Below are 15,656 nucleotides of genomic sequence, written 5' to 3'. Positions count from 1 at the left end.
AAAGCTAAAAACAGGCAGTAGTGTTTATTAACTGCCTGTTTTATTTTTTATACCTGTCATTAGTATTGCTGTTAAACTTTTGTTGTGTCTCTCACTAGTAAATTCTGTTCACTATTCAGCACAGACGAGGTAATAATTCCTTTTACCCTTTTGAATCAATATATATTTATTATGCAATAGAGTGGCATTATTGATATTCATTTGTATATCTTCCACTTTCTTCCTGTTAACGCTGATTCCTCCATTCTGAATATTTTTTCTTGCCTCTCCCTTGCTTGGAAAAACGCCTGTTTCTGCAAGAAAAGTAACTATATCAATACCGGACACAATTTTTGTTTGCGAGTAATTAAATTTAATTATGCCTTCCATATTTTCCAGGTCGTTAATACTCAAACTTTCAGCATCAGCATTTTTATTGGCAAAAAGTTTTTCTGTTGTTTCAATGGCTGTGTTATATGCTTCATCTCCATGTACAAAAACGGTAACTTCCTTTGCCAGTCTTTTTTGCAATAGTCTTTGGCCAGCATCTTTTTCATGGGCAGAGATCGATTCATTTATCTCTGTTTCTGTTAAGAATGTAAATATTTTAATCCATTTTTTTGCATCATCGTCAGTCGCATTAAGCCAGAATTGATAAAACTGATAAGGCGTTGTTTTTTCTGCATCCAGCCAAATATTTCCTTTTTCTGTTTTACCAAATTTGCCACCATCCGCTTTTGTCAGTAAAGGGCACGTAAAAGCAAATGCTTCACCACCAGCTTTTCTGCGAATTAATTCAGTACCTGTTGTAATATTCCCCCACTGATCACTACCACCCATCTGCAGTTTACAATTTTTGTTTTTGTATAACCAATAAAAATCATAACCCTGTATCAATTGGTATGTAAACTCAGTAAAGCTTAAACCAACCTCACTTTGCAATCTTTTCTTTACACTGTCTTTAGCCATCATATAATTTACGGTTATGTGTTTGCCGGCATCTCTTATAAATTCCAGGAACCCCATGCCTTTAAACCAATCGTAGTTATTCACCATTACTGCTGCATTGGGTTTGGATGCATCGAAGTCAAGAAATTTCTCCAATTGTTTTTTTACACCAGCCTGGTTTTTAGCAAGCACATCTTCACTTAAAAGATTTCTTTCTTCGCTTTTTCCTGATGGGTCGCCCACCATGCCCGTTGCACCACCTACTAATGCATATGGTTTATGTCCTGCTTTTTGCAAATGCACTAGTAATAATATTGGAACAAGGCTGCCAATGTGCAAGCTATCCGCAGTAGGATCAAAACCAATATATCCGCTGGTCATTTCTTTTTGCAATTGTTCTTCTGTTCCGGGCATTATATCCTGGATCAATCCACGCCAACGTAATTCTTCTATCAGGTTCATGCATCAAAATTTTCGCAAATGTAACAGTTGCATTTTAGTATCACAATCAAAAAGTTAATTGTCGCATAAAGAACAGAACGTACAAGAGTGCGACGCAACATAGCGTCACTGAAATAAAATTGTTTGGCTCATAAATATTTTCTTGTTGTACCTGGCATACGAATAAATATTAAGCTCCTGTTGCGTCGCACTCTTGTTCTACAACAATTCTTTGCTGCTCAAACAAATGTTAGCTTTTTTTTCACTAAATATTTTCTATTTATTTGGTAGACTATTCATTCTGCTGTTTCTTTGCACCACCAATCTGGTAGACTAATGGCTAAACTCACACATCTTCATTCTTGTTGCCACATGCAACTCATGATCTGCAAGCGCTGTTGTTTGTGTTGCTGTTAATACACATTACGAAGCAGATCATATTATTGTTTAGCAATTTCCTTTTCAAATTTATTCTCAACACAATGGCAATGCCAACTAACATTCTACCAAACATAAATACAAATCTGAAGGATAGAAGTGTAATGTGTTTGACTGTTTGTTGCACCAAATCATTGTATTTTGATTTGAAAAAGGGCTTGCTTTTTATTTTATACTTTAATCTACTAAAATTGTGGACTAATGGGTAGGCAAAAATATGGAACAGTTTATTTTATTGGCGCCGGCCCCGGCGATCCAGATTTGCTTACCATAAAAGCAGCAAAGGTTTTATCTATAGCAGAAGTGGTGATTGTTGACCGCCTGGTAAGTGAGGAAATTTTGAAAGCATATGTAAATCCAAATGCAGTTATAATACCTGTAGGTAAACAAGGTAGAAGTGAATCTTCAACACCACAATATGAAATAAATGATTTGATTGTTCAGTTTGCATCTGCTTACAATACAGTGGTAAGATTGAAAGGCGGCGATGTTGCATTGTATTCGAATGTTTTGGATGAACTGATTACTGTAAATGAAAACAATATTCCTTACGAAATTATTCCTGGCATTACTGCTGCGTCAGGTGCTTCTGCTGCAACAGGTGTGCCGTTAACAGCAAGAGGATTATCAACCGGTGTTCGTGTTCTTACTTATTACCAAAATACTGCAATCGCAGATGAAGCATGGAAGCATCTTGCTTCATTTGAAGATACATTGGTGTTTTATATGACCGGTAACGCACTGCCACAACTGGTTAATAAATTATTACAACATAGTGCTGATGCAACTATTCCATTTCTTATTGTTGAGCAGGCTACAACGCCGCAACAATATGTCTATGAATATACATTGGGTGGTTTTGAAACAGCAGAAAAACCTGCATCATTTATAAGCCCTTCACTGGTAATAATGGGTAAGGTTACAGCTTTATATAGGCAATTTAAATGGCAGGCAAATAATGAGGAACGCAAACATTATTTCAAACCATTGCAGGATAATCCCGAATTAATTTCATTGATCAATCATATACAAGAGAAACATGTTAGCAGGGCCTAAATTACAGATGTTACACGAGCTGGCGAAGGGCGCATCGAGAGATGAATTGATGTGGATCAGCGGTTACATAGCCGCACTTACAGGGCAACCAATAATGGTTGAAACACCCGCAAATGAATTTGTACAGGATGCTTCTTTTGTAATGCCGGCATGTACAATAGTATATGGAACAGAAACGGGCAATTCAAAAAAAGTAGCAACAGATTTTGGCAATCGTTTGAAGAAACAGGGTGTGCAGGCAAAGATCAAAAGCCTTGACCAATATCGTTTAAATGATCTTGCCAAAGAATCATACATGATCGTCGTCATCAGTACGCAAGGCGATGGAGAACCACCAGCCGCTGCAAAAAAATTCTATGATTATATTCATCAGAATGATGTGGCATTAAGTCAATTAAAATATGCGGTGCTTGCATTAGGCGATACAGCGTATCCTTTATTCTGCCAGGCTGGTGAAGATGTTGACAAGCGTTTACATTTTCTTGGAGGGCGCAGAATTGTACAAATGAAAAAATGCGATACAGATTTTGAGGCCGATGCCAATGCGTGGATAGATGAATTAATCACTGCGGCTCTTGCGGTAGGCGGAGTAACAAACGGTACGCCTGGCGTAAAATCAAAACCTGCAAAAACAGGAAAGAAATTTTATGATGGTACTGTTGTTACAACGATCAACCTTAACGATCGTGGTTCTAATAAAGAAACTTATCATATAGAAATTGCAACAGAAGAAGCCATTAGCTACCAGCCCGGTGATGCAATTGGCATTGTGGCAAAAAACAATGCAGCCTCAGTGAAGAAAATTCTTGATTTACTTTCATTGAAAGGCAATGAAGAATTCCAGTTCCGCGATCAAACTTATAAAGCAGAAGAATTATTTAATTCCAAAATAAATATTCAGCATCTGCCGGAGCGTATTATACAACATTACGCTTCCTTATCGGGTAAAGAAATTCCAAACATAAAAATGGATCTTGCCGACCTGTTGCGTATTTATCCTGCTGATAAAAAATGGAACGTACAGCAATTGGTTGCTATTCTTGAGCCCATTGCGCCAAGATTATATTCTGTTGCTTCTTCACCTGCATCGCATGGAGAGAATGAAGTACATATAACTGTTAGCCGCGATCATTTTTCTGTAGACGGACAAAAGCGTTTTGGTTTGTGCTCAGATTATTTATCGCAGTTAAAAGAAAATGATACGCTGCAGGTTTATGTGCAAAAGAATAATGCATTTCGTTTACCCGATACAAAGACAGATGTGATCATGATTGGACCTGGCACTGGTATTGCACCGTTTCGTTCTTTCTTATTTGAACGTGATGCACAAGGAGCTGAAGGCCGCAATTGGTTGTTCTTTGGCGATCAGCATTTTGTTACAGACTTCCTGTATCAAACAGATCTGCAGGGTTTAAGAGACACGGGTGTTCTCACCAAACTCAACCTTGCATTTTCAAGAGATCAGAAAGAAAAAGTATATGTGCAACATAAAATGCAGCAACATGCAAAAGATTTGTTTGAATGGATAGAAGGCGGCGCACAGATCTATATCTGTGGTTGCAAAGATCCGATGAGCTATGATGTAGAGAAAACTTTGTTCAACATTATTGCGCAGGAAAAAAATATTAGTGGAGAAGCTGCACAGGAATATTTAAATGCAATGAAAGAAGCAGGCAGATATCATAAAGATGTTTATTAGTGAACAAAGAATAATGAACAGCGAACAGTGAGCAATAATTGAGTAGGATTTTTTTGAGCCAAACATTAGAATAAATATGAAGCTTTCGTTGCGTCGCACTCTTCAACACTTTGTTCAATATTATAAAGAACGTACAAGTGAGTGGCACAACGGGCGATGACCAAAGAACAAAAAAGTTAAGTACAAAAAATAGTTACAGATTACTTACAACTTAGAATTAATTATATGTCGCAGAATGAATCTCCGGTCGAAAGAATAAAAAAAGCGAGTCATGGTTTACGTGGCACGCTCAAAGAAAGTTTGTTGGATGAGCATACGGGTGCAATACGTGAAGATGACCAGTCGCTGATTAAATTTCATGGCATGTATATGCAGGATGATCGCGACAGGAGAGAAGAGCGTGCATCAAAAAAATTAGAGCGTTTATATTCTTTCATGATCCGTTTGCGTTTGCCTGGCGGATTGCTTACACCGGAAGAATGGATTGCGTTGCATCATATTGCGGGCGAACATTCAACAGGTGTAATAAAAATTACAACAAGGCAAACAGTGCAGTTGCATGGAATTTTAAAATCGCACATAAAGCCCACCATTGCTGCATTTGATAAAATGAAGCTTGATTCTATTGCAGCATGTGGAGATGTGAACAGGAACGTAATTGCGAGTGCGCATCCAAAATTTTCTGAGATACATGAAGAAGTTTTTCAGTACGCAGATAAGATAAGTTATTTGTTGCTTCCGAAAACAAGAGCATACTATGAAGTTTGGCTTGATGAAGAAAAGTTGCTTGAAGTAAATGAAGAAGATAAACTTTACCAGGATCGTTATTTACCAAGAAAATTCAAAATAGCAATTGCAATTCCGCCATACAACGATGTAGATATTTTTACAAATGATGTTGGCATAATTGCTATTATAGAAAACAATAAACTTATTGGTTTTAATATTTCAGCAGGTGGTGGCATGGGCACTACACACGGTAATCCTGACACTTATCCAAGACTTGGAACTGTGTTAGGTTATGTTGAAAAGGATGATCTTGAAAAAGTTGTTTACGATATAGCAACAACGCAAAGAGATTTTGGAAACAGAACAGATAGAAAAACATCCCGTTTAAAATACACAATGGATAGAATGGGTGTGGATGCTTTTAAAGCAGAAGTTGAAAAGCGCAGTGGTGTTACATTTAAGCCTGCAAAGAAAGCAGTGTTTACCACAAGAGATGATTGGTATGGTTGGCAACAAAATCATGAAGGACTTTGGTATTATACGATGTTTGTTGAAAATGGAAGATTGCTTGACGATGAAAAAGTGCAATTCAAAAAAGCATGCTTGGATATTGCAGAAAGTGGTAAAGCACAGTTCAGATTTACCGCCAATCAGAATCTTATTGTCGGCGACATAAAAGAAGAAGACAAGGCTTTTGTTGATGAGATATTAACGAGGTATGGTGTTATTGCTACAACAGAAAAAGCATCGCCTTTAAGAAAAAACGCATTGGCTTGTGTGGCGTTAAATACTTGCCCGCTGGCACTTGCAGAAGCGCAACGTTATTTACCATCACTTATCGATAAGATAGATGTGCTGATGAATAAACATAGTTTGCAGGAGGAAGGCATTACTATTCGTATGACTGGTTGCCCTAACGGTTGTGCAAGACCTTATATTTCAGAAATTGGATTTATTGGTACTGCATTAGGTCATTATAATATGTATCTCGGTGCAGACGCCAATGGTTACAGGTTGAATAAAATTTACAAGGAAAATCTCGATGAGGCTGCCATATTGAAAGAACTGGATGTGTTGTTGGGAAGCTTTAAAGCGAAGCGTGAAGAGAAAGAAAGTTTCGGCGATTTCATAATGCGTGAAGGGATAGTGTAAATGAGATTTATTAATTGTTCGAGAGAACAATTTTCATTTCGTCTCTCATGTGTTGACTATAAACCAATCCCCGCATCCCTCTCAATCCTGGGAGGGAGCAAGGTGCGGTAATTATGCATTTTATTTTATGTACCAAACTGTATTATTTTTCTTAAACTTCGTTGCGTCGCACTCTTGTACGCTTTATTCATTATTCAGCAATAAATATTTTAACTTGCCGCAATTATGGCTGCAGAAGAAAATATTAATAAACTTTTCCCCGTATTTTTTAAACTCGAACAACTGCGTGTATTGTTGATTGGTGGTGGCAATGTTGCATTAGAAAAACTGCAAGCTATTGTAAACAACGCACCAAAAACAAAAGTTACTGTTGTTGCAAGAGAAGTTTTTGATTCATTCAAAGAAGAAGCAACAAAGCATGAAACGATTAGCATAATTGTTGGCGAGTACGCACCACATTATCTGGATGATTGTGATCTGGTAATTGCTGCTGTTAATGATATTCCTGCAAGTGAAATTATTAGGAAAGATGCGAAGGCAAAAGGCAAACTAATAAACGTTGCAGACAAACCTGAACTCTGCGATTTTTACCTGGGCTCTATTGTTACAAAAGGAAATTTAAAACTGGCGATATCAACAAACGGAAAATCACCTACTGTTGCAAAAAGATTGAAAGAAGTATTCAATGAATTATTGCCAGGTGAACTGGAAGAAGTACTGGAAAATCTTCAGCAAATAAGAAATAAACTGAAAGGTGATTTTACGAATAAAGTGCAGCAATTAAATGAGATAACAAAGATATTGATCGATGAAAAATGATCTCCTGTACAAGTGTGCGACGCAACAGGAGATGCCAATATATACCGCTGCAGGCTCACAAAAATTATAATCTAACCGGCGGACAACCTCTGTGATTACTGCCGCTGTGTTCATCTGTTTTGATATTGCCAAAAGGTAATCTGTAAGACAATCGGAACATTAGAAAATAATAATTATCTTTTGCTTTAGGATTGCCGCGTTGTGCACCGGCGCCGGGGAATGCAATGGGTGGCTTTAATTCATCTCCCCGATAAGATAATGCTGCACTTCTGGGAGCCAACAATGCAAGATCAGGATAATCAGTACTTACATCGTCAAGATAATCGGTAAACAGTTTACGAAAGCCAAACTCTGCACCTACTCTTATGTTATCGCTTAACGCAAATTTTACGCCTGCACCAAAAGGAATATTTACCTGCACGTTCTTGTAGGGAAGCCTGTCAGGATAACTCGTTAAGCCTTGGCCTTCCGTATGCAGACCACGCAAAAACCGTTTTCTTCCAAGACTATCGTACGTGTAAGGACTGAACTGAAAAACGCCTAACCCTGCAAATACATAAGGCACCAGTTGATGATCATAATTATTGAGTATGTCGTATTCTGCAATAAGGTTTAACTCCTGTAAAACGGTTTTAAAGTTAAGATTACGTCTTACTTGAAAATAATTATTGGAAAGTGCATCGTCTGCACCAAGATTCGTAAAAGAGTATTCACCTCTTATAAAAAATTTCTCTGAAATTTCATAGCTGAGTCCTAGCGCAACAACTGGCCTGGATTGTTTGAAAGTAAAACCTTTCGCCTGAAGATCGCCGCCATAATTTGATACACCGCCAAATAAATTTACATGCAAACGTTGCGCCTGTAAAGTATAGACAGCTAATAAGGTAAATGAAAATAAAATGATTTTCTTCATAGTGTACGCTTCAATGACAATAATTGTGCCTGCCTTTAACTGTATGAATGTTTTGATGAAACCAACTGCTGCAACGAATGTAGATGAAATAAAAGTATTTCTCTTTGGTTAATAAAACCCAAATTTATAAAGCTCATTATTTACGTAGCTTCGAATTGGTATCCGTTAACCATCGTTAAATTTAGTAAGAGTTGCCCCATGAAAAAAGTAACAGCATCTATAGCTATCAATAGTTCATCCTCAAAAATAATTGATGCATTTCTGCAACCGCACATGTTAAAAGAATGGTGGAACGTGGAGCGCTGCCTTATTCAACCGCAGAGTGGCGGCTTATATACATTAGCATGGAATATAAACAGCAATGGCTTCGGTTATATATCATCTGGTATTATAACTGTCTATCAGCCGGGTCACATGCTCGTCATAGAAAAACTTGTATACTTAAATCCTGAACTACCGATACTTGGCCCTATGGCCCTTAGCATACATACAGAACAACTTGAAAATGCTGTTTCGCTTTATCTTACACAGGATGGTTATAAAGAAGGGCCGGCATGGGATTGGTATTACAATGCTGTAAAAGATACCTGGCCGCAGGTATTACAAACATTGAAAATTTATCTCGAAAAAGAATAATCTTTTGCACCAAACTATATAGACGCTATTAAGCTCCTGTTGCGTCGCACTCTTATACATTTTTCTCTTTACCCTGCAATTAAGACGCTGAACATGTATCATTTCGTTACAATTTTGTATCAAAATCGAACAATTTACTTCTCCTGTAAGTCAAACTGGTAAAGAGTTTGGTTGTTCATCACTATTATTTTACCGTTCATAACGCTATTTCATCCATTCATTACCGGGTTAACATTTATTAACCTCTTTTGTCACGCACTTTGCATTTGTATTATCAAAATGATTTATCATGAAAAAGCACTTGTTATGGTTATCGGTTGTAGTGGTGGTAGCAATTGCCGCTATGAGCAAACAGGTGAAAGATGTAATTACACCGGCAAAACCTGTTGAAAAAAGTGTTTCGTTTGCCTTGTATAAAGAGGGCAACTATGCATCAGATGCATACAACAGTACTTCGGCTTCGGTGCATATTACTATTGAAAAAGTAAATGGGAAAAACCGCAAGACAGTTTGGGAAAAAACATTTGATGCACAAATGCTGAAACAGTACCCATCACTGCAGGAAGCAATGGCCCAAACCGTAAAAGTTCCCGATGTGTTTGATTCAAAAGAACACCTTGAAGTTTCTTACACACTTACCTACAATTCAAAAGGCAGCGAGTTGCAGATGCAGAATGGTATGGTAGTAAATGGTAACGAAAATGACAAAGTTTATATTGGTATATAAGCTAACAAAGAAGAACACCACTTAGAGCAACCGATGGATCACACGAAAAATTAAAGAGCGCTACAAGCGCTCTTTTTGTTAGTTAATACCAGCAAGCTTCACTTCAATCCATCTCTTATCTTTGCTGCAATGGATATTCAGTGCAACAATAAGGAATTGTTTATACTTAAAAAGATAGCTAAAGCAGCACAGGAATTAAATGTGGAATGTTACCTTATCGGCGGCTTTGTTCGCGATAAGATCATTGACCGTCCCACAAAAGATGCAGATATTGTTTGTCTCGGAGATGGTATTGCATTAGCTCATAAAGTGGCAGAACGGTTTAAGCCAAAACCACATGTAGCTTTCTTTAAAAATTTTGGCACAGCTCAAATAAAGATCCCGGGATTCTTTAGTAATATTATGGAGGTTCCTTTGTTTCATGATCATGAAGAAGAGCCTGTACTGATAGATATAGAAACAGATGAACTTGCTTTTGAAATTGAATTTGTAGGTGCCCGCAAAGAAAGCTATAACCGCAACAGCCGCAAACCAATAGTTGAGCCAGGCACACTTGAAGATGATCAGAACAGGAGAGATTTTACCATTAACGCGCTGGCTATTAGTTTGAACAAAGAAAACTTTGGAAAACTTATTGATCCTTTTAATGGTCTTAAAGATATTGAGCACGGCATTATTCAAACGCCATTGCAGCCCGCAGAAACTTTTAGTGATGATCCTTTGCGGATGATGCGTGCTATACGTTTTGCGGCTCAACTTGAATTTACCATCGAAACAAATACATTTATTGCCATACAACAAAATGCAGAGCGTATATCAATCGTATCTCAAGAGCGTGTTACAGATGAATTAAACAAAATAATGCTTTGCAAAAAACCTTCTATAGGTTTTGATCTGCTGGGTAAAAGTGGATTGTTACAACTTATTTTTCCGCAGATGATGTTGTTGCATGGTGCGGAGTATGTAGATGGGAAAGGACATAAAGATAATTTTTATCATACGCTCCAGGTGCTTGATAATATTGCCGAAAAAACAAACGACCTGTGGTTGCGATGGTCTGCGTTATTGCACGACATTGCAAAACCTGCTACCAAAAAATTTGAAGAAGGTCATGGGTGGACCTTTCATGGACATGAAGTGGTTGGCGCACGAATGGTACCCAAAATTTTTACAAAATTAAAACTGCCGCTGAATGAGAAAATGCGTTTCGTGCAAAAGCTTGTGGGGCTTCACCTGCGGCCGATAAGCCTTACTAAAGAAAATATCACAGACAGTGCGGTACGCCGTTTGTTGTTTGAAGCAGGAGAGGATATAGATGCATTGATGATGTTATGCGAAGCTGATATAACCAGCAAAAACAAATTCAAGGTAAAGCGTTACATGCAGAATTTTGAAATAGTGCGCCAACGTATAAAAGAAGTGGAGGAGAAAGATCATTTGCGCAACTGGCAGCCGCCCATTACAGGCGAATTGATCATGCAGAAGTTTGGTATTCCGCCTGGTCGCAATGTTGGTCTTATAAAAGATGCCATTCGCGAAGCTATTCTTGATGGTATTATTGCAAATGATTTTGATGCTGCTTATAGCTTTATGTTGCAAAAAGCCGGTGAACTGGATTTGCAACCCATTGAATAAATTGTATTTTCGTTGACTTGTAAATATATTTTTGAGCCGGACTATAAATAAACATTATGCTCTCGTTGCGTCGCACTCTTGTACTATAGAGTTTAACGCAGCAAGCTAAATGGTCAGCGATGTTTTGCATTGTGCTAAAAGCGTTCAGCTCATAAAAGCTCCGAACGTACAAGTGAGTGACACAACAGGCGATGACCAGCGAATAGAAAGCAGGAACAAAAAAAATCTTACATTTATTTTTTATCAAAAGACAGGTTAGAGAGCAGTATCAAAAATCTGGAATCAAAAATCTGAAACCTACAATCGAATGGCTATTTTAAAATTCAGGGTTTATTTCGAAGAAGACGAAGCAGTTTACAGAGATGTGTTGTTAAAACACACTCAGACATTTGAAGACCTTCATTACATAATATTGAAGGCCTATGAATTTGACAGTAAACACCAGGCTACTTTTTATCGCAGCAACGATAACTGGCTACGTGGACGTGAAATATCTTTTGCCAGGTATGATAAAGAATATAAAGTTGCGCCATTACTGATGACTGAAACAACTATTGGCAGTGAAATACGCGACACCAACCAGAAATTTATTTACCAGTATGATTTTGTAAAGAACTGGACATTCATGCTGGAACTTATTAATGTAAGTAAGGAAGAAAACCCACGACTAACTTATCCATCAGTAAGCAGGGTAGAAGGTATTGGGCCCCAGCAATATGGCACACGCAGTTTGCTGGGTGATAAATTTGCTGACATTGAAGAAAAATACGATCTAACCAAAGGTGTGGAAGGCTTTGGTGTGGAAGGAGAAGCTGCAACAACAGATGAGGATGAATTTAGTGATGGGGCAGAAGATACTAGCGTTGGAGATGGTGCTGATGAATATTAATAAAATGTAAACTTTCTATTAATTATTTCTAATTGCCAATAGGTTATTAAATTGGCAGTATGAAAATACTTATTACTGGTGCCAATGGCTTTCTGGGGCAACATCTTACCCTCTTTCTGGCTGAAAAAGGTTATAACATAATAGCCTGCAGTCGTGGCGCCTGCCGTATTCCGGAAAGATTTCATTTCGAATATTTTCCCGTAGAACTAACAGATAAGATTGCGGTTAATGCATTAGTAAGAAATATTTCTCCTGGTATTATTATCCATACTGCGGCAAACAGTAAACCTGATGATTGCCACATTAACCGCGAAGCCTGTTTGCAGCAAAATGTAGAAGCAACAAAGAATCTTTTACAATCATTGAAAGCTGTATCCACAAAGGCAAAATTTATTTATATATCCACCGATTTTATTTTTGGTGAAAACGGCCCACATAGTGAGGACGCCACAACAGATCCGCTGAACTTTTATGGAGAAAGTAAACTAATGGCAGAGCAATGTGTAAAAGAAAGCGGATTGTCATATGCTATAGTAAGACCCGTTTTTATTTATGGTCCTGTTTGGGATGGGGTAAGACATACCTTCCTGCAATGGGTTAAAAACAGTCTTGAGCATGGAAAAGCAATTAAGGTAGTCAGTGACCAAACGCGAACACCAACATTTGTTAAAGATATTTGTAAGGGCATAAAAGCTATCATTGATTCAGAACAAACCGGAGATTTTCATCTTGCCGGGAAAGATTTGCTTTCGCCGTATGATATGGCTATAGCAGTTGCTTCATTTTTAAATCTTAATGCAGCATTAATAGAGAATGTAACGTCTGAATCTTTTAAAGAACCTGTGCAAAGAGCAAAACGTTCTGGTTTAAGGATCGATAAAGCAAAACAATTGTTGCAATATGATCCGGTAGATTTTGCAAAAGGCGTAGAACTAACTTTTAACAACCAATGATATGGATACACCACTCGAGAAATATTTTGCTCAACGGGTAAAAAATCTCTTTAATAACCTTCATGATTTTGAGCTTAATGGTGATGAAGTATCCATGCATGACCTGCGTGTAGAAATAAAGAAATTACGCGCTATTATTAAATTTTTAGGTACGATATATCCAAAGCAACAATTAAAAAAAACCTCTCATTTATTACGATCCATTTTTCAGAAAGCCGGAGAAATAAGAGAAAGTCAGTTATTGCAGCAATGGCTGCATAAGCATCAATTCATTGTGATCGAAAACACTTATTTTCCAAAGGAAAGACTAGATTTTTTAATTGCAGATTTTCGCAAATATGCTCCACAATACAAAGAAGATTTTAAAGAGATCATTGAAGTCGTTTCAAAATTTGTACATGGTACCAATGAAATTCTAGCCGAACAATATTTTACAGACATTAACGCACAGGTAGAAAAATTATGTCGTCGAAATTTACCCGATACTGAATGGCACGAATTACGAAAACTTATCAAACAACGTATCTATGCATATAACTGGGTTCGTCATGAACATGAAAGTGAGGATTCGCATTTTGCTTATTATAATAAATTACAGGAGAATATAGGTCTCTGGCACGATCTTGAAATAATAAAAGATAATTTCTCTCAAAAGCAGGTATATCTTTCACAGGAAATGGATGTACAGATAGACTTTAATCTGGCGTGGGAAAAACTAACCTCTTCTCATAAATACCGTGAAAGAAATGTAGAAGAAATGCTTTCTAAGCAACTCATACAAGGATAATTAACATCAACCCCAACCCAATTACAGATTTATTGTTTGCAGCTCGTCTTTGGCTGTATTGATTGCAAAAGAAACATTATTATAACTGTTGTTTATTTTTTTGTTTCTGATAAGCATCCATTCTGTTATCAATAAAGGAACTATCCATGATATCCAGCTTAATGCTGTAAGGCGTTCAACCCTATCCACTTCTGCATGTGCATGTACTATCATATCTTCCAGCAGGCGTGAGATGGAGAAACCTATCGTAACTACAAAGCTTCTTATTACCCATGCCTTGTGCTGTATTAATCTTCCTTTTAAAGCAGATACCATACCCATAATTGCGGTAAATAACCATGCAGCTGTAAACCCGCCAAGACCAAGCGCATACCAAATATTTTCAGGAGTAGTGGCACACAAATAAAATGAGGTAATAGAAGAAATACAGATACTAAATACATATATTCTACCCAGCAGTTTGTGTAACCGTAAGTGACGCTTTCTTATAAAAGTTATAAATTGAAAAGGCGAAACAATTGTAGCAAGCATACCAAATATTATATGAATAAAAACCCAATATTTACGTGTCCAAAAAAAATCGAAATGATAATTTTTTGGAGTAAACACGAAATACCTGAGACAGTTCTCATAAATGTAATAACCGCTAAAGAAGATGATGCATGACCAAAGTAAAATACGTAAGCTCTTTTTGAGGGTAACGGATTTCATGGGTATTCTTTGAACAAATTTAAGATTTCAGCAGGCTTTGGTTCATTAAAATATTCTTTAAGTATTAGTTAGGTAGGCCATGTTTTGCAAAATTTAATAAATGTGCCATGGAAGTTAACAAATGGCTGTTATCGGGGGTTTCTTCAATTTTGCAGGCAAGTGGCCCACTCATTATTATTTTTTTTCCTGGGAACCTGTCGCTTAGTAATAAAAGATAATCACTGACTGGTTGTTTTGTAAAATTTGTAATAAGATGAAAAAAAAGTATATCAGCTTTCTTTTGGATTACAAATAATTCAAGTTCCTTTATCGACGCGTTAATGCCATAATAAATAAACGGCTTGCTATATTTTTTTAATAAATAGCTGGTAAATAAAAGAGGTATCTCATGGTATTCACCCTCTGGTGTAAACAGCAAAATGGGTGCTGCAGTTGTATGCGAAGATCTAAGTTTGTCAATTGCCAGTATTATTTTGTTACGTATAATATTGCTTGAAAAATGTTCCTGTGCAGGAACAGCAATGTCATTCATCCAAAGCATGCCTACTTTTTCAAAATAAGAATATACCACTTTTAGTATACATTTTTCGAAACCCAGCATTTCTATTGCTTCGTTAAGGGTGTTCTCAAACTCAATATTGTTAAATTCAAACGCATGTTGCAGTAAGCGATTTATAAATAACTGTTCCACGTGGCCATTTGCTTCTTTGTAAGATGTGAGTTTATTTATTTCTTCATTATTCAGTTTTGTAATCTTTGATATTTTATAACCAATGTGGTAGAGATATGCAACTTTCAAAATATATTTCAAATCATTATTATCATAATAGCGATGATTGCTTTCCTTTCTTTTAGGGTTATAAAAATTATATCGTTTCTCCCAAATCCGCAGTGTATGTGCTTTTATACCTGTTAAGTTCTCAATGTCATTAATAGTAAACCTTTCCATTAAATGAAGGTAAAGATCATTTTGAAAAAAAATAACATGGATTATTTTATTATTAAATAAATAATTAAATGTTTGTTTGTATGTTTCCGGCATTAGTTCAATGTGGCATCTTTTCTTGCGTCGCACTCTTGTACTTTGTAATATAATTTAGCAGGTTAAGTTTAAGCTTGTTGCAAATACAGCAAACAGCACAAG

The 15,656-nt window shown here is 36.9% G+C and carries 14 protein-coding genes; 10 read left to right on the top strand and 4 right to left on the bottom strand.

All coding sequences use genetic code 11. The features are described from left to right. Positions 1-111: 111 nt before the first annotated feature. Positions 112-1,389 carry a tyrosine--tRNA ligase gene (tyrS, locus tag FRZ67_RS02835; RefSeq protein ID WP_147188091.1) on the bottom strand — a complete coding sequence of 426 codons (1,278 nt, stop codon included), beginning with the start codon at positions 1,387-1,389 and terminating at the stop codon, positions 112-114. 618 nt (positions 1,390-2,007) lie between these two features. Between tyrS and cobA the strand changes: the two genes are divergently transcribed. The 4 genes from cobA to FRZ67_RS02815 all read left to right on the top strand — a co-directional run bounded on the left by cobA (position 2,008) and on the right by FRZ67_RS02815 (position 7,261). Beyond that, the gene (gene cobA / locus FRZ67_RS02830) at positions 2,008-2,862 is read left to right on the top strand and encodes a uroporphyrinogen-III C-methyltransferase (RefSeq protein WP_147188090.1); all 855 of its coding nucleotides are present in this window, start codon (positions 2,008-2,010) and stop codon (positions 2,860-2,862) included. Then, positions 2,846-4,561: a diflavin oxidoreductase gene (locus FRZ67_RS02825; RefSeq protein ID WP_147188089.1), complete on the top strand. Its 1,716-nt coding sequence runs from the start codon at positions 2,846-2,848 to the stop codon at positions 4,559-4,561. Before cobA ends, FRZ67_RS02825 begins: the two co-directional genes overlap by 17 nt. A gap of 225 nt (positions 4,562-4,786) precedes the next feature. After that, positions 4,787-6,442 carry an assimilatory sulfite reductase (NADPH) hemoprotein subunit gene (gene cysI, locus FRZ67_RS02820; protein ID WP_147188088.1) on the top strand — a complete coding sequence of 552 codons (1,656 nt, stop codon included), beginning with the start codon at positions 4,787-4,789 and terminating at the stop codon, positions 6,440-6,442. Positions 6,443-6,667: 225 nt separating this feature from the next. Continuing rightward, entirely contained in the window at positions 6,668-7,261 is a 594-nt protein-coding gene (locus FRZ67_RS02815) for a precorrin-2 dehydrogenase/sirohydrochlorin ferrochelatase family protein (RefSeq protein ID WP_225975488.1), read from the top strand. Between the two features lie 64 nt (positions 7,262-7,325). Here FRZ67_RS02815 and FRZ67_RS02810 read toward each other — a convergent pair whose 3' ends face one another. Then, entirely contained in the window at positions 7,326-8,174 is an 849-nt protein-coding gene (locus tag FRZ67_RS02810; RefSeq protein WP_147188087.1) for a DUF6089 family protein, read from the bottom strand. A 198-nt stretch (positions 8,175-8,372) separates the two neighbouring features. Between FRZ67_RS02810 and FRZ67_RS02805 the strand changes: the two genes are divergently transcribed. The 6 genes from FRZ67_RS02805 (at position 8,373) to FRZ67_RS02780 (ending at position 13,801) form a co-directional block, all read left to right on the top strand. Beyond that, complete coding sequence (locus FRZ67_RS02805) at positions 8,373-8,810, top strand: SRPBCC family protein (RefSeq protein ID WP_147188086.1); 438 nt, start codon at positions 8,373-8,375, stop codon at positions 8,808-8,810. Positions 8,811-9,099: 289 nt separating this feature from the next. Then, positions 9,100-9,537, top strand: coding sequence for a hypothetical protein (locus FRZ67_RS02800; RefSeq protein ID WP_147188085.1), 438 nt, complete (start codon positions 9,100-9,102; stop codon positions 9,535-9,537). Between the two features lie 129 nt (positions 9,538-9,666). Beyond that, positions 9,667-11,172, top strand: coding sequence for a CCA tRNA nucleotidyltransferase (locus FRZ67_RS02795; protein ID WP_147193022.1), 1,506 nt, complete (start codon positions 9,667-9,669; stop codon positions 11,170-11,172). A 307-nt stretch (positions 11,173-11,479) separates the two neighbouring features. Then, positions 11,480-12,061 (top strand): IS1096 element passenger TnpR family protein, encoded by a 582-nt coding sequence (locus FRZ67_RS02790; RefSeq protein ID WP_147188084.1) that lies wholly within the window; start codon positions 11,480-11,482, stop codon positions 12,059-12,061. Between the two features lie 59 nt (positions 12,062-12,120). Then, a complete protein-coding gene (locus FRZ67_RS02785; protein ID WP_147188083.1) occupies positions 12,121-13,014 on the top strand; it encodes an SDR family oxidoreductase in 894 nt (297 codons plus the stop codon). 1 nt (position 13,015) lies between these two features. Continuing rightward, positions 13,016-13,801, top strand: a complete 786-nt coding sequence (locus FRZ67_RS02780; RefSeq protein WP_147188082.1) for a CHAD domain-containing protein — start codon at positions 13,016-13,018, stop codon at positions 13,799-13,801. Between the two features lie 21 nt (positions 13,802-13,822). Here FRZ67_RS02780 and FRZ67_RS02775 read toward each other — a convergent pair whose 3' ends face one another. Together FRZ67_RS02775 and FRZ67_RS02770 are read right to left on the bottom strand one after the other, a co-directional pair. Continuing rightward, positions 13,823-14,512, bottom strand: a complete 690-nt coding sequence (locus FRZ67_RS02775) for a DUF2306 domain-containing protein (RefSeq protein ID WP_147188081.1) — start codon at positions 14,510-14,512, stop codon at positions 13,823-13,825. 64 nt (positions 14,513-14,576) lie between these two features. After that, positions 14,577-15,554, bottom strand: a complete 978-nt coding sequence (locus FRZ67_RS02770) for a MerR family transcriptional regulator (RefSeq protein WP_147188080.1) — start codon at positions 15,552-15,554, stop codon at positions 14,577-14,579. Positions 15,555-15,656: the final 102 nt, after the last annotated feature.

It is taken from the genome of Panacibacter ginsenosidivorans (assembly GCF_007971225.1).
Taxonomy (GTDB): Bacteria; Bacteroidota; Bacteroidia; order Chitinophagales; family Chitinophagaceae; genus Panacibacter; species Panacibacter ginsenosidivorans.
This window is presented reverse-complemented; position numbering and strand designations above follow the sequence as displayed.

Excerpts from the sequence above, each read along its gene's own strand:
- FRZ67_RS02810 (WP_147188087.1), bottom strand. The coding sequence starts at position 8,174 with ATGAAGAAAATCATTTTATTTTCATTTACCTTATTAGCTGTCTATACT.
- FRZ67_RS02770 (WP_147188080.1), bottom strand. The coding sequence starts at position 15,554 with ATGCCGGAAACATACAAACAAACATTTAATTATTTATTTAATAATAAA.
- FRZ67_RS02790 (WP_147188084.1), top strand. The coding sequence starts at position 11,480 with ATGGCTATTTTAAAATTCAGGGTTTATTTCGAAGAAGACGAAGCAGTT.
- FRZ67_RS02815 (WP_225975488.1), top strand. The coding sequence starts at position 6,668 with ATGGCTGCAGAAGAAAATATTAATAAACTTTTCCCCGTATTTTTTAAA.
- FRZ67_RS02775 (WP_147188081.1), bottom strand. The coding sequence starts at position 14,512 with ATGAAATCCGTTACCCTCAAAAAGAGCTTACGTATTTTACTTTGGTCA.
- FRZ67_RS02785 (WP_147188083.1), top strand. The coding sequence starts at position 12,121 with ATGAAAATACTTATTACTGGTGCCAATGGCTTTCTGGGGCAACATCTT.
- FRZ67_RS02795 (WP_147193022.1), top strand. The coding sequence starts at position 9,667 with ATGGATATTCAGTGCAACAATAAGGAATTGTTTATACTTAAAAAGATA.
- cysI (WP_147188088.1), top strand. The coding sequence starts at position 4,787 with ATGTCGCAGAATGAATCTCCGGTCGAAAGAATAAAAAAAGCGAGTCAT.
- FRZ67_RS02780 (WP_147188082.1), top strand. The coding sequence starts at position 13,016 with ATGGATACACCACTCGAGAAATATTTTGCTCAACGGGTAAAAAATCTC.
- FRZ67_RS02825 (WP_147188089.1), top strand. The coding sequence starts at position 2,846 with ATGTTAGCAGGGCCTAAATTACAGATGTTACACGAGCTGGCGAAGGGC.
- FRZ67_RS02800 (WP_147188085.1), top strand. The coding sequence starts at position 9,100 with ATGAAAAAGCACTTGTTATGGTTATCGGTTGTAGTGGTGGTAGCAATT.
- tyrS (WP_147188091.1), bottom strand. The coding sequence starts at position 1,389 with ATGAACCTGATAGAAGAATTACGTTGGCGTGGATTGATCCAGGATATA.
- cobA (WP_147188090.1), top strand. The coding sequence starts at position 2,008 with ATGGGTAGGCAAAAATATGGAACAGTTTATTTTATTGGCGCCGGCCCC.
- FRZ67_RS02805 (WP_147188086.1), top strand. The coding sequence starts at position 8,373 with ATGAAAAAAGTAACAGCATCTATAGCTATCAATAGTTCATCCTCAAAA.